This is a genomic window from Bacillus sp. TH30, assembly GCF_016650875.1.
GTDB lineage: Bacteria > Bacillota > Bacilli > Bacillales > Bacillaceae_G > Bacillus_A > Bacillus_A mycoides.
In genome coordinates this window covers 2,893,293-2,906,834 of the sequence record NZ_JAEKEY010000002.1, presented here as the reverse complement: position 1 = coordinate 2,906,834, position 13,542 = coordinate 2,893,293, and the positions used below count along the sequence as shown (strand labels likewise).

Below are 13,542 nucleotides of genomic sequence, written 5' to 3'. Positions count from 1 at the left end.
TAGTCGTATTCTTTCTATTCTTAGTGTACCATATTTATAATTCTATAATCTAATTAGAAACTTTTTTTGAATAACAAATCAAAAAAAGAAGAACCATTAGCATAATCCGCTAACGCTTCTTCTTTTAATTTTATAAATTTAAGTACGTAACACCAATTGTTAGTACGAAGAATAGTACAGCTAAGACAACTGTAACACGGTTTAATACCGCTTCAATTCCACGTGCTTTTTGCTTACCAAACAATTGCTCTGCACCACCTGAAATAGCGCCTGAAAGGCCTGAGCTATTACTAGACTGCATAAGTACCATAACAATCATTAAAATCGATACAATAATAAGTAAAACTGATAATAACGTATGCACTTGGCGTACCTCCTACAAAGATTCAGTTATTTTAAATGTAGCATAAATCCTATAGAAAAGCGAGAGCTATAGAATCGCTCTCGCTTTTCTTCTATTACATGAACATCATTGCGAATAACGGTCCAAGCAAGCATGTCAAAATTGCTGTTAATGTCATTGTTACCGATCCAATAACACCTTCATGCTCATTATTTTTCATCGCTCTCATAACACCCATAATATGAGACGCACATCCAAAGCCAATTCCTTTACCAACTGAGTTTGTAACACGGCTCCATTTTAATAAAATTGGTCCTGAAATCGTTCCAGTAATCCCTGCGATAACGACGAATGCTGCTGTTAAGGACGGGACACCACCAACTTGTTCAGATACACTCATCGCAACTGGCATTGTCACTGATTTTGGTAAAGAAGATAAAATTAAGCTTTTATCTGTTCCCATAAGTGTGGCGATAGCAAAATCACTTGCAATAGCAACTGTTGTACCTACTAATACACCACCAGCAATTGGTACAACATATTTTTGCAGAACATGACGTTGTTTATAAAGCGGGATTGCAAATGCTACCACACCTGGTCCGAGTAGCTTCGCAATCCAGCCACCACCACTCTCCATATAATTTTGATATGGTATATCAAGCATTATAAATAAGAAAGCCATTAATCCTGTTGCAACAAGCATTGGAATGGTAAATGGTGTTGGAAATAATTTGTAGATTTTTTTAGATAATTGATATAATAGCACCGTAAAAAGAACCCAACCGATTCCGATTAATATTTGGCTCATTGTGTCTCTTTTTCCTTTCTATTCGCAAGATATTGTCCTGTATGTCCTGCGACAATAATAATTAAAAACGTACTCGCTACAACTGTAATGAAAAGGGAAATTCCTTTACTCATAAAAAAAGCACCGTAATTCATTAAGCCAAGCGTTGGCGGAATTAATAAAAACGGCATAATAGCAACGAGTGTTTCTGCTCCTAAATCAAACCATTTCACTGGAAGTACTTTTAGGCTAAGCAAAACAAGTAGGAGGAACATCCCAATCAAACTTCCTGGAATCGGAAGATTCAACATTTCTTGCACCCAATTTCCAACCATATAAAATACATAAAGAGCAGCAATTTGGACAAGAATCTTTGTAAGTTTCATGTTCATCATCCCTCATGTTTATACGATCTTCTGTTAATATCCTTATCATAGTATAAATTGTAAAAACCTGCAATTTATCAAATCGACAACGAAAACCCACTATATTATACGCTTACACCCTTGATATGACTGCGTTTCCTAATGTAATTTACGTCAAAAACCTTGACCTAATATATAAAGTTTATATTTTCTGAATTTTGCTGGTTATTATTTTAATAAAACAAAATCCTTCACTCCATTTTTATTCTGCCTTCTCTCTAGCACACATATATATATAAAGATAGGTGGTGAACGTATGTCTAAAAAAATTCTCATTTTTGTGATCCTGGAATCGACGATGCGATAGCCCTCCTCCTCGCATTCTTTATCGATGAAATTGAAATTGTTGGGATTGTCGCTGATTACGGCAATGTTCCAAAAGAAATGGCCGTACAAAATGCTCATTTTCTTAAACGAAAATCAAGAAATAGAGATATGAAAATATTTGGTGGTTCAGACCGTCCTCTCAATGGAGGTCCACCCGCTTTTTTTACTAATATTCACGGTAAAGAAGGGTTAGGGCCAATCATCCAAAATGAAAAGTTACAAAACGGAGAAATGGAGAATTTTTTTGAAGTTATCCCTCTTATCGAGCAGTATAAAGACGAACTAATCATTGTAAGTTTAGGGCGACTCACTTCCCTAGCTGCTTTATTTATTTTATGTAAAAACTTAATGCAGCAAATTAAATCTTATTATGTAATGGGTGGTTCCTTTCTGCACCCAGGTAATGTAACTCCCGTATCAGAAGCGAATTTTTATGGCGATCCAATCGCGGCTAACATTGTATTACAATCTGCATCCAACATGTACATATATCCGTTAAATGTAACTCAGTATTCCATCGTTACACCTGATATGGCTGAATATATTGAGGCGAAAGGAAAGGCTTCTCTCGTCAAACCTCTATTCGATCATTACTACTATGGATATTACGAAAAAATTTTACCACAATTAAAAGGCTGCCCTTTTCATGACACGATACCGATATTAGCTTTACTTGATAATTCTATGTTTACCTACTACAAATCACCAATTACCGTCATGACCGAATCTTACGCTCAAGGAGCAAGCATCGGTGATTTCCGCTCTTTAGTAGGATCAAACCCATTCACCAATCGGCCCTCGCAGCAAATTGCTATCGATTTTGATTATAATCTCTTCTTTAAATACTTCATGTCACTTATGACAGACGAACAATTTTAGCATAAAAAAACAGACCGTGATTTCTCACGGTCTGTCGTTATTTTCTACAATTATCGTTTGATGTTGTAGAAAGATTTGATACCATCGTAAACAGCGATTTCGCCTAGTTCGTCTTCGATGCGTAATAATTGGTTGTACTTAGCAATACGGTCAGTACGGCTCATAGAACCAGTTTTGATTTGGCCAGCGTTAGTTGCAACTGCGATGTCAGCGATTGTAGCATCTTCAGTTTCACCAGAACGGTGAGATACAACTGCTGTGTAACCAGCACGTTTAGCCATTTCGATTGCTTCGAAAGTCTCAGTTAAAGTACCGATTTGGTTAACTTTAATTAAGATTGAGTTAGAGATACCTTTTTCGATACCTTCAGCAAGTTTTTGAGTGTTAGTTACGAATAAATCGTCACCAACTAATTGTACTTTATCACCGATACGCTCAGTTAATAATTTGTGACCATCCCAGTCGTTTTCGTCTAAACCATCTTCAATAGAGATGATTGGGAAGTCTTTGCAAAGCTCTTCGTAGAAATCAACCATTTCTGCAGAAGTTAAGCCAGTACGGCCTTCGCCTGCAAGGTCATATTTACCAGTTTCTTTGTTGTAGAACTCAGAAGAAGCAACGTCCATTCCTAAGAATACGTTCTCGCCAGCTTTGTAACCAGCTTTTTCGATAGCTTCGATGATTACTTCTAATGCTTCACGGTTAGAACCAAGGTTTGGAGCGAATCCACCTTCGTCACCTACTGCAGTGTTAAGACCTTTGTCATGTAATACAGCTTTAAGTGCATGGAATACTTCAGCACCCATACGGATTGATTCTTTGAATGTTGGAGCACCAACTGGTAAGATCATGAACTCTTGGAAGTCAACGTTGTTATCAGCGTGAGAACCACCGTTGATGATGTTCATCATTGGAGTTGGTAATTGTTTTGCATTGAATCCACCAAGGTAACGGTATAATGGAAGACCTACGAAATCAGCTGCTGCGTGAGCTACTGCCATAGATACACCAAGGATAGCGTTAGCACCTAGTTTACCTTTGTTTGGAGTGCCATCTAATTCGATCATAGCACGGTCGATACCAGCTTGGTCAGTTACGTCGAAACCAACGATTTCTGGAGCGATTGCTTCGTTAACGTTGTTTACTGCGTTAAGAACACCTTTACCAAGGTAACGAGATTTGTCACCGTCACGTAATTCTACTGCTTCGTGCTCACCAGTAGATGCACCACTTGGTACGATAGCGCGTCCGAATGCGCCGCTTTCTGTGTAAACTTCTACTTCTACAGTTGGGTTACCACGAGAGTCAAGGACTTCGCGAGCATAAACATCAATAATTGTTGACATAATAAATTCTCTCCTTTTTATATAAGCAAATTATTTAATAATTGTTTTACCTGTCATTTCTTTCGGTTGTTCCACATTTAAAAGTGTAAGCATTGTTGGGGCGATATCTCCTAAAATACCACCTTCACGAAGCTCTACATCATTTTTTGTAACGATGAAAGGAACCGGGTTAGTTGTATGAGCTGTCATTGGTCCACCTTCAGCAGTTAACTCCTGATCGGCATTACCATGGTCAGCAGTAATAAGTGCTACACCATCTTTTGCAAGAATCGCTTCTACAACTTTTCCTAAACATTCGTCAGTTGCTTCTACTGCTTTAATTGTTGGTTCCATCATCCCAGAATGGCCAACCATATCACAGTTTGCAAAGTTAAGAATGATAACATCATGTTTATCATTTTCGATGTCATTTACTAAAGCGTCCGTTACTTCATAAATGCTCATTTCAGGTTTCAAGTCATACGTTGCAACCTTCGGTGAGTTAATTAAAATACGCTCTTCTCCTGGGAATTCGGCCTCACGACCACCGCTAAAGAAGAATGTAACGTGCGGATACTTTTCAGTTTCCGCGATGCGAAGTTGCTTTAATCCCGCTTGCGCAACAACTTCACCTAATGTGTTATCAAGGTTCATTGGCTTGAATGCCACGTAACCATCTACAGTTTCACTGAAATGTGTCATACAAACGAACTCAGGAATGTGAGGTACTTTTTCACCACGATCGAACTCACGGAAGTCTTCGTTTGTAAATACACGAGCAATTTGAATTGCACGGTCTGGACGGAAGTTATAGAAGATAACTGCATCATCATTATTGATTGTTGCAACTGGCGTGTCATCTCCGTTAACAATTACAGACGGCAATACGAATTCATCATGAATACCATTTGCATAAGAGTCTTCTACACACTCTTCTGCTGATTTATAAGTAGGGCCTTCACCATTCACCATAGCACGGTAACATTTTTCTACGCGATCCCAGCGCTTGTCACGGTCCATGGAGTAATAACGACCAGAGATAGTCGCGAATTGCCCTACTCCTGTTTCTTTAATTACTTCATTTGTTGCATCGATATAACCTTTTGCTGTTTGTGGTCCAACATCGCGGCCATCTAAGAATGCATGGATATATACTTTCTCCACGCCTTCTTTTGCTGCTAAGCGAAGAAGAGCAAACATATGGTTCATGTGACTGTGCACACCACCATCAGAAAGTAAACCGAATAAATGAAGAGCAGTACCTTTTTCTTTCACGCTTTTAATTGCATTTTGGAAAGTTTCGTTCTGATCGAACTCACCTTCACGAATTGCAACGTTTACGCGTGTTAAGCTTTGATATACGATGCGGCCAGCACCGATATTTAAGTGACCAACCTCTGAGTTACCCATTTGACCTGCTGGAAGACCTACTTCCTCACCAGAAGCTGTAAGCGTTGTGTGAGGGAATTTGTTCCAGTAACCATCAAAATTAGGTTTCTTAGCTTGTGCTACAGCATTCCCGTAAGTTTCTTCACGTAGTCCGAAACCATCAAGAATGATTAAAGCTGTTGGCTTTCTCATTTTACCGCCCCCAGAAGACCTAAGAACGAAGCAGGCTCTAAGCTAGCACCGCCAACTAAAGCGCCGTCGATGTCAGATTGTGCCATATACTCTTTAATGTTTTCTGGTTTTACGCTACCGCCGTATTGAATACGAACAGCTTCTGCAGCTTCTGGAGAAACAGCTTCTGCAACAACTTTACGGATGTGCGCACATACTTCATTTGCATCTGCAGAAGAAGAAGATTTACCTGTACCGATAGCCCAGATTGGCTCATAAGCGATAACAGTTACTTTAACTTGCTCTTCTGTTAAACCTGCAAGTGCTTTTGTTACTTGACCTGCTACTAGATCAAATGTTTTTCCGCTTTCGCGCTCTTCTAAAGTCTCACCACAACAAACGATTGGTGTTAAACCATGTTCAAATGCTGCAAGAGTCTTTTTATTTACTGACTCGTCTGTTTCAGCAAACATTTCACGACGCTCAGAGTGGCCAAGTACTACGTAGCCTACTTTTAAGTCGCTAAGTGCTACTGGGCTAATTTCGCCAGTGAATGCACCATTTTTTTCGAAGTGCATGTTTTGTGCACCTACTTGTAAGTCAGTTCCTTCAGCCTTTGCTACTAAGCGCTCTAAGAATAGAGCTGGCGAACAAACTACTGCATCAACAGCTGAAGCTGCTGGGATTTGACCTTTAACTTCCTCTACGAAGCTAACTGCTTCAGATAGAGTTTTATTCATTTTCCAGTTACCTGCGATAATTGGTTTACGCATGCTTTGCACCGTCCTTTTTCTTTGGCTGCTACTTATTTGTCGTTAAGACAAACTACACCTGGAAGTTCTTTACCTTCCATGAATTCTAATGACGCACCGCCGCCAGTAGAAATGTGGCTCATTTTATCAGCCATACCGAATTTTTCAACAGCTGCTGCAGAGTCACCACCGCCGATAACAGAGTATGTATCTTCTGCATCTGCTAATGCTTGCCCTACTGCTTTTGTACCTTCTGCGAATGGAGTCATTTCGAATACACCCATTGGTCCATTCCATACAACAAGCTTAGAGTTTTTAATTACATCTGCATAAATTTCACGTGTTTTAGGACCGATGTCCACGCCTTCCCATGTAGAAGGGATAGAGTCGATACCAACGATTTGAGTTGTTGCAGTTTCAGAGAATTCCTCTGTGATTACAACATCAACTGGCATATAGAAGTTTACGCCTTTTTCTTTTGCAAGTTGCATAAATTCTTTAGCTAGTTCAATTTTGTCGTTTTCACATAGAGATAGACCAATTTCATGACCTAATGCTTTAACGAATGTGTAAGCAAGTCCGCCACCGATGATTAAGTTATCTACTTTGTCTAATAGATGACGAATTACACCGATTTTATCTTTTACTTTCGCACCACCGATGATAGCTGTGAATGGACGTTCTGGGTTAGAAAGTGCTTTACCTAATACATCTAACTCTTTTTCCATTAATAAACCAGATACTGCTGGTAGGTAGTCTGCGATTCCTGCTGTAGAAGCGTGAGCACGGTGAGCTGCACCGAATGCATCGTTTACGAAGATATCAGCAAGAGCTGCAAATTCTTTCGCAAGTTCTGCATCGTTCTTTTCTTCGCCCGCATAGAAACGTACGTTTTCAAGAACTAATACGTCGCCTTCGTTCATTGCTGCAACCATTTCTTGTGCAACTGGTCCGAATGCTTCGTCCGCTTTTTTAACATCTTTACCAAGAAGCTCGCCTAAACGTGCTGCTACTGGAGTAAGACGTAACTCTTCTACTGCTTGACCTTTTGGACGGCCTAAATGACTTGCTAAAATTACTTTCGCACCTTGCTCTATTAAATATTGAATTGTAGGAAGAGCTGCACGGATACGAGTTTCATCTGTAATTTTGCCTTCTTTCATAGGTACGTTGAAATCAACGCGGCAAAATACACGCTTACCTTTTAAATCTACGTCACGAATTGATTTTTTGTTCATTGGATTTCCCTCCGACTACTAGTTAGGATTGACAAAACCCATTCAAAAGCTTAACACATTTGCTTCTAAAACGAAAGAAGAGAGAGAGGGAACAAACCCTCTCCCTCGTTTTGTCATTGATTGCTTATATACTTAAGAATTAAAGACCTTTAGAAGTCATGTATGCAGCTAGGTCTACTACGCGGTTAGAGTAACCAGTTTCGTTATCGTACCAAGAAAGTACTTTAACCATGTTACCTTCCATTACCATTGTAGATAATGCATCGATTGTAGAAGAAGCTGTACATCCGTTATAGTCGATAGATACTAATGGCTCTTCGCTGTATCCAAGGATACCTTTTAATTCGCCTTCAGAAGCTGCTTTGAATGCTGCGTTTACATCTTCAACTGTTACTTCTTTGTCAAGTTCAACAACTAAGTCAACAAGAGAAACGTTAGCAGTTGGAACACGTACAGCGCCGCCGTTTAATTTACCTTTAAGTTCTGGTAATACTAATGCTACAGCTTTAGCAGCACCAGTAGATGTTGGGATCATGTTTTCAGCTGCTGCACGAGCACGACGTAAATCTTTATGTGGTAAGTCTAAGATTTGTTGGTCGTTAGTGTAAGAGTGAATTGTTGTCATCATTCCGCGTTTTACGCCGAATTTTTCGTTTAATACTTTAGCGAATGGAGCTAGACAGTTTGTAGTACAAGAAGCATTAGATACTACGTTGTGGTTAGCTGCATCGTATTGTTCGTGGTTAACACCCATAACTACAGTGATATCTTCGTCAGAAGCTGGAGCTGAGATGATAACTTTCTTAACTGATCCACCTAAGTGTTTCTCAGCGTCTGATTTTTTAGTGAAACGGCCAGTAGATTCTACTACTACTTCTACTCCGTAGTCGCTCCATGGTAATTGAGCTGGGTCACGCTCAGCGATAACTTTAATTTCTTTACCGTTAACAACGATGCTGTTTTCGTTAGCAGATACTTCTGCATTTAAAGTTCCGTGAACTGTATCATATTTTAAAAGGTGAGCTAATGTTTTAGCATCTGTTAAGTCGTTGATTGCTACTACTTCTACCTCAGAGTTGTTAAGAGCTGCGCGGAATACGTTACGTCCGATACGTCCAAATCCATTAATACCAATTTTAGTCATTTAAATTTCCTCCTTGGGGGATTATATTAAAGGGTAATACCCTTTGTTAATTGTTTTGCTGCACCTTCATCTGTAATTAGAATTGAAGTGTGCCCTTGCTTTATTACAGCCTGTATTGCCTTTGCCTTTGAAGAACCTCCAGCGACTGCAACAACGTGAGATACATGTTGTAAATCTTCAAGTTGCATACCAACTGTTCTTACTTTATGAACAACATTTCCTTGTTCATTAAAGTAGTAACCGAAAGCTTCGCCAACTGCTTCGCTTGCCTGAATCTTTAACCAATCTGCTTCTGAAGTATTTCTGCGACGTGCCATTGTTAACGCATCACCAATTCCATGAATGACGATATTGGAAGATCGAATCAACTCAAGAACTTCTTTCACGGAGGGCTCTGTTACAATAGACGCATATGCTTCGCTACTAACGTGATCTGGAACATACAATAAGCGATAATTACTCATCGTATTTTGTGCCATTTTGGCGCAAATGGTATTGGCTTCTAACTCGACACCTTCTCCAATTCCACCACGTGCTGGGACAAATAGCATATGTAAATCTTTGCAATCAAGTTGCATCATGTCCGCAGCAGCAGCTAGCGTAGTTCCTCCAGCCACAGCAACGATATTATTCACTGTCAGACGGTCTTTTATACAAGTCACACAAGCACGGCCCATCTCCAGTTTGACCCAAGGTGATTCATCACTATCACCAGGGACAACGAAAACTTCATCCAAGTCTAATGTTTCCTTAAGTTGTTTTTCTAAAACCTTTAACCCGGAAATTTCTTTCATAAAGTCTTCCAAAGCAAGAACTAAAGCTGTTCCTTCTTCTGTCAAAGTCATTCCAGAAGAAGCGACGTGAACTAAGTTTTGTTCTTTCAAAACTTGAACTTCACTTCGCAATACTCGTTCTGTCATACCGAGACTTGCAGATAAGTTTCTTCTTCCAATCGGCTGCATAAGCCTAATGTACTGAAGCACTTGCATTCTCGTTTGCATAACAGGTAGCAGATCAGGTAATAATTTTTTTGTGTTCTGAATCCATGAGCGCATATCTTTTCTCCTCACTACATCGGTTCATTTTCCTTCGTGGTCACTTTATGTCCCATAGTGACATTTTCCGTCCCACTTAGGTTAAAAAAATAATCCCTGCTACGTGTATTATTGTAACAGGAGACAGAAACTTATTCAACTCTTAACTGCATTGTTTATATAGTTTATTATGACACCTTTGTGAATGTTACCATATTCTACTTGTCTTCCGCCTATTTCTACAACAGGAATCATTAGATGGTATTTCTCTAAAAGGTCATTATCTTCATATATATCTATTTCCTCAATTTGAAAAGAATATTCATATTGTACTTCTTTTAAAACTTGTTTCGCCTTCACGCAAAGACCACAATCTTTTTTTGTATATAGTACAACCTTCATCTTCTTCACCTATCCAATTGTTTTTCTTAGAGACGAAGCAGGAATATGCATTTGTTCTCTATATTTCGCAACCGTTCTTCGAGAAATAACGATTTCATGCTCTTCTTCTAATAATTTTGAAATCTTTTGATCCGAAAGTGGCTTTTTCTTATTTTCTGCTCCAACAAGCGTTTGAATGAATTGTTTCACACGCTTTGTAGAAACCGCCTCATCTTCCGTCGTAGAAATAGAATTACTAAAGAACGATTTCATCTCAAATAAACCGTGCGGCGTTTGCACATATTTATTACGCGTTGCACGACTAATTGTAGACTCATGCACACCTAACTCTTCCGCCACCTCTTTTAAAGCAAGTGGTTTTAAATACTCTGGACCTCCCCAGAAGAAATCATGCTGTTTTTCCATAATAATATTCATCACTTGTAAGAGTGTTTGTTTTCTCTGTTTCAAACTGCGCATAATCCATTGCACATGCTGATACTTCTCCGATACGTAAGAAGCCACTTCACTTTCACTATTATTTAGTAACGCACTATACTCAGAGTGAATTTCAATTCTTGGCATATTTCTCTCATTCATCTGTAAAACGAGATGATCGCCATCTTTTTTTACCGCCATATCAGGCACGATATAAAGTGGTTTATCAGAAGAAAATGCAAGACCTGGTTTCGGCTGCAATGATGTAATACAGTTCACCGCATCCTGTAATTCCTCGTTAGTACACTTCAACACTTGAACGAGCTTTCGCCAATCTTTCTTAACGAAATAATTAAAATGATCATCTATAATTTCTTCCGCTAACCCATTTCTTCTTTGTAAGCGCTTCAATTGGATTGATAGACATTCCTGAATATTACGCGCACCTACCCCTGCTGGCTCTAACGATTGAACAAGCTCCACGGAACAGTCCACTACATCAATTGGCGCAGAAAGAAGCTCTGATAACTCTTCATTAGTTTCTTGTAAATAGCCATTTCCATCCATGTTCATAATAATGAAAGAAGCTGCTTTTCGCTCTTCTTCATCTATTTTATAATACTGTAGTTGATTTAATAAATGTTGCTGAATCGTTGTAGAATCCACACTGTAGATTTCCATTTGATTCTCGACTTGTTTGCGGGTACTTTTACTTGTGTTAGAGCTCTTTTTCTTCTCCCTCTCAAAACCACCTAACTCAATAAGGGGATTCTCTAACGATTGCTCATACAAAAACTCCGATAATTCTTGTACATTATACTGGAGCATTGTAATCGCTTGCCTTAACTCTTGTGTCATTGCCAAACGTAAGCTTTGTTCTTGTAAAAGACTTGCCTTCAAACTAATCTCCCCCTTGTTTCTATTGTACAATAAGTTTGGTAAAAGGAGAATCCTATCGCAGACACCCATTCCAAAATATTATTAATTTATATGTATTAATGAGATTTACAACTTACAACCGAAATTTGAATAATATTGAAAGAAAATAATAACGCGAAAAAGTTATTACCACATACTAATAGTAAATCCTATAACTAGATATAACAAGAGGGAAATAAAAAAGTCCTAACCTACAAAACGTAAGTTGGGACTTTTTGACGCGCCCAGAGGGATTCGAACCCCCGGCAGACGTGGTACCGGAAACCACCGCTCTATCCGACTGAGCTATGGGCGCATGAAAATATGATAATATCAACGGTTTGCTTCCGTCTTCTTCCGATTTGTTCTTACCGAAAGTTAAACGTAGGATACGAACACGTAGACGTTCGCTTCTTTACATATGGATATTATATCCTGACGCTAACCTAATGCGCAAGCATAAAAATCTCGTCTACACTAGCTTTAGCACGCAGTTTTCCTTCTTTCGTTCCCCCTCTTAATCTAATTAAATCGCAATAGAACGCATATAGGTGTATAACTGTTCATCACATTAAATTTAATCGACTGGAATTGCGCCGCTCGGCATCGCACTTTCCGCATATAGTCTACAAAAAGAAAGACAGGCGAAGTGATTTCCGCCCATTTCCGCACTATTTTATATATTTTGATCGCAGGCTAAATATATCTTCGCCCTCGTGAATACCCGCCGCTCCCTTCCTCACGTTTTTTAAGACAGTCCAATTCGGGTTAGTTTCATCACCCATGTTCTGTATTGTAAAGTTGCCGTCACCATATTTTCGGTGACCTTCTGCCAATTTCTCCGTTATATCATTCTCGTTTGCTTTCGCCATCTTTGCGTCATCTCCCGTTTACGCAACCCTCTTAAATTGTCCAACCGATCATGCGTCCAGTCAATTGAAGGTTGTCGTTGACCTCTTCGATTAATTTTAACACACTATTGGGGATCAACTCGGATAATGGCTGGCCGATCGCGCTTGATACGTTGTTTTCTTTGAACGTGAATGAACCACCCCCCCCCCGTAATACTAAACGATGCGGTCCCCTGTTGTTGCATTCGATTCGTATCATTGTACACGATAGCTAAATAAGCGCTGAATTCATAGATCGCATTTTCTGGGATCGTTGCGCCTTTGAATCGACTATGTAACGACTTATATAACCAAACCGAATATATATCTGCAAACTGGATAGGGGCAACCAGTCAACATTTCTATCAAATGTTTAACGAAGCTAAGCCGAAAATGTTCACTGTTTTAACGGAATTCGATAAAATAGCTGACGAACTAGAAAGGGCTGCGGAAAAATTCCACACGGCGGATGCTGAATACGAAGGCAATCTAATCAAAGGCGAGATAACAAATACTGCGGCTTCTTCAGAAAAAGGAAGGGATGCAATTAATACACCTTCTTCGAAAAAAAATGGCGAAAGTTTAGAGAAAGTTACTAGAGACCTAGCGGGCGAGTTATCGGGTGAATATGATGTACGACGCGTTATAGAAGGTGTTGACCCCGACACTGGTGAAAAACTTTCGTGGTGGGAACGCACTGGTGCTGGTGTCATGGTTTTTGCGGGTCTTACTCCTGTTGGTAAGGGAATAAAAGTAGTCAAAGGCGCCAAAAAAGTTTCCAATGCAATAGATGCAGCAGCCACACTAGAAAAACAACGGAAAACTTTAAAAGCTAATAGCTTAGCAGGTAAAGAATACGAAACAAAAATGTTCGAGGTTATAAAACAACAAAAACCTAAATCTGAATTGAATGAACAAATAACCGTACAAACAAAATCGGGCGTACGCACTCGTATAGATATAGGAGGCAAGGACGCAAATGGTAAGATTGACTTAGTGGAGTTAAAATCGTCACCTACTGCACCCCTTACTAAAAATCAGAAAAAAGCCTTCCCCTAAATTTTCCAATCATAAATTCACCCCAACTCACAAATTATAATC

The 13,542-nt window shown here is 39.3% G+C and carries 13 protein-coding genes, 1 tRNA gene and 1 pseudogene; 2 read left to right on the top strand and 13 right to left on the bottom strand.

What is annotated here, in order from left to right; genetic code table 11:
- Positions 1 to 130 precede the first annotated feature (130 nt).
- From secG to JFU20_RS16940, 3 genes are all read right to left on the bottom strand, one after another.
- Positions 131 to 364, bottom strand: coding sequence for a preprotein translocase subunit SecG (secG, locus tag JFU20_RS16950; RefSeq protein ID WP_002016062.1), 234 nt, complete (start codon positions 362 to 364; stop codon positions 131 to 133).
- A gap of 94 nt (positions 365 to 458) precedes the next feature.
- Positions 459 to 1,151, bottom strand: a complete 693-nt coding sequence (locus JFU20_RS16945) for an LrgB family protein (protein ID WP_002129877.1) — start codon at positions 1,149 to 1,151, stop codon at positions 459 to 461.
- Positions 1,148 to 1,525, bottom strand: a complete 378-nt coding sequence (locus JFU20_RS16940) for a CidA/LrgA family holin-like protein (RefSeq protein WP_002016064.1) — start codon at positions 1,523 to 1,525, stop codon at positions 1,148 to 1,150. The genes JFU20_RS16945 and JFU20_RS16940 overlap by 4 nt, the downstream gene beginning before the upstream one ends.
- Positions 1,526 to 1,811: 286 nt before the next feature.
- On the opposite strand from JFU20_RS16940, the pseudogene JFU20_RS16935 reads away from it, so the two are divergent.
- Positions 1,812 to 2,761 (top strand): annotated as a pseudogene (locus tag JFU20_RS16935) (nucleoside hydrolase).
- Between the two features lie 50 nt (positions 2,762 to 2,811).
- Here JFU20_RS16935 and eno read toward each other — a convergent pair.
- The 10 genes from eno to JFU20_RS16885 form a co-directional block, all read right to left on the bottom strand.
- Positions 2,812 to 4,107: a phosphopyruvate hydratase gene (gene eno, locus JFU20_RS16930; protein ID WP_000103948.1), complete on the bottom strand. Its 1,296-nt coding sequence runs from the start codon at positions 4,105 to 4,107 to the stop codon at positions 2,812 to 2,814.
- A gap of 30 nt (positions 4,108 to 4,137) precedes the next feature.
- On the bottom strand, positions 4,138 to 5,667 hold the full coding sequence (gene gpmI / locus JFU20_RS16925; protein WP_033715994.1) for a 2,3-bisphosphoglycerate-independent phosphoglycerate mutase: 1,530 nt from the start codon (positions 5,665 to 5,667) through the stop codon (positions 4,138 to 4,140).
- Positions 5,664 to 6,419: a triose-phosphate isomerase gene (tpiA, locus tag JFU20_RS16920; protein ID WP_002016069.1), complete on the bottom strand. Its 756-nt coding sequence runs from the start codon at positions 6,417 to 6,419 to the stop codon at positions 5,664 to 5,666. Before tpiA ends, gpmI begins: the two co-directional genes overlap by 4 nt.
- Positions 6,420 to 6,451: 32 nt before the next feature.
- Positions 6,452 to 7,636 (bottom strand): phosphoglycerate kinase, encoded by a 1,185-nt coding sequence (locus JFU20_RS16915; protein ID WP_002016070.1) that lies wholly within the window; start codon positions 7,634 to 7,636, stop codon positions 6,452 to 6,454.
- Positions 7,637 to 7,775: 139 nt separating this feature from the next.
- Entirely contained in the window at positions 7,776 to 8,780 is a 1,005-nt protein-coding gene (gene gap, locus JFU20_RS16910; protein ID WP_002016071.1) for a type I glyceraldehyde-3-phosphate dehydrogenase, read from the bottom strand.
- 26 nt (positions 8,781 to 8,806) lie between these two features.
- Positions 8,807 to 9,835, bottom strand: coding sequence for a gapA transcriptional regulator CggR (gene cggR, locus JFU20_RS16905; protein WP_002089545.1), 1,029 nt, complete (start codon positions 9,833 to 9,835; stop codon positions 8,807 to 8,809).
- 135 nt (positions 9,836 to 9,970) lie between these two features.
- Positions 9,971 to 10,216 (bottom strand): glutaredoxin family protein, encoded by a 246-nt coding sequence (locus tag JFU20_RS16900; RefSeq protein ID WP_002089547.1) that lies wholly within the window; start codon positions 10,214 to 10,216, stop codon positions 9,971 to 9,973.
- A 9-nt stretch (positions 10,217 to 10,225) separates the two neighbouring features.
- Complete coding sequence (gene rpoN / locus JFU20_RS16895; RefSeq protein ID WP_002016074.1) at positions 10,226 to 11,533, bottom strand: RNA polymerase factor sigma-54; 1,308 nt, start codon at positions 11,531 to 11,533, stop codon at positions 10,226 to 10,228.
- A 258-nt stretch (positions 11,534 to 11,791) separates the two neighbouring features.
- Positions 11,792 to 11,867, bottom strand: a tRNA-Arg gene (locus JFU20_RS16890).
- 355 nt (positions 11,868 to 12,222) lie between these two features.
- A complete protein-coding gene (locus JFU20_RS16885; protein ID WP_002016075.1) occupies positions 12,223 to 12,423 on the bottom strand; it encodes a hypothetical protein in 201 nt (66 codons plus the stop codon).
- 300 nt (positions 12,424 to 12,723) lie between these two features.
- On the opposite strand from JFU20_RS16885, the gene JFU20_RS16880 reads away from it, so the two are divergent.
- Positions 12,724 to 13,500 carry a WXG100 family type VII secretion target gene (locus JFU20_RS16880; protein WP_002016076.1) on the top strand — a complete coding sequence of 259 codons (777 nt, stop codon included), beginning with the start codon at positions 12,724 to 12,726 and terminating at the stop codon, positions 13,498 to 13,500.
- Positions 13,501 to 13,542 lie beyond the last annotated feature (42 nt).

What these genes read in the sequence shown, in the direction of transcription:
- eno (WP_000103948.1), bottom strand. Translation starts at nt 4,107, where the DNA reads ATGTCAACAATTATTGATGTTTATGCTCGCGAAGTCCTTGACTCTCGT.
- JFU20_RS16915 (WP_002016070.1), bottom strand. Translation starts at nt 7,636, where the DNA reads ATGAACAAAAAATCAATTCGTGACGTAGATTTAAAAGGTAAGCGTGTA.
- cggR (WP_002089545.1), bottom strand. Translation starts at nt 9,835, where the DNA reads ATGCGCTCATGGATTCAGAACACAAAAAAATTATTACCTGATCTGCTA.
- JFU20_RS16900 (WP_002089547.1), bottom strand. Translation starts at nt 10,216, where the DNA reads ATGAAGGTTGTACTATATACAAAAAAAGATTGTGGTCTTTGCGTGAAG.
- tpiA (WP_002016069.1), bottom strand. Translation starts at nt 6,419, where the DNA reads ATGCGTAAACCAATTATCGCAGGTAACTGGAAAATGAATAAAACTCTA.
- JFU20_RS16945 (WP_002129877.1), bottom strand. Translation starts at nt 1,151, where the DNA reads ATGAGCCAAATATTAATCGGAATCGGTTGGGTTCTTTTTACGGTGCTA.
- gpmI (WP_033715994.1), bottom strand. Translation starts at nt 5,667, where the DNA reads ATGAGAAAGCCAACAGCTTTAATCATTCTTGATGGTTTCGGACTACGT.
- JFU20_RS16940 (WP_002016064.1), bottom strand. Translation starts at nt 1,525, where the DNA reads ATGATGAACATGAAACTTACAAAGATTCTTGTCCAAATTGCTGCTCTT.
- gap (WP_002016071.1), bottom strand. Translation starts at nt 8,780, where the DNA reads ATGACTAAAATTGGTATTAATGGATTTGGACGTATCGGACGTAACGTA.
- JFU20_RS16885 (WP_002016075.1), bottom strand. Translation starts at nt 12,423, where the DNA reads ATGGCGAAAGCAAACGAGAATGATATAACGGAGAAATTGGCAGAAGGT.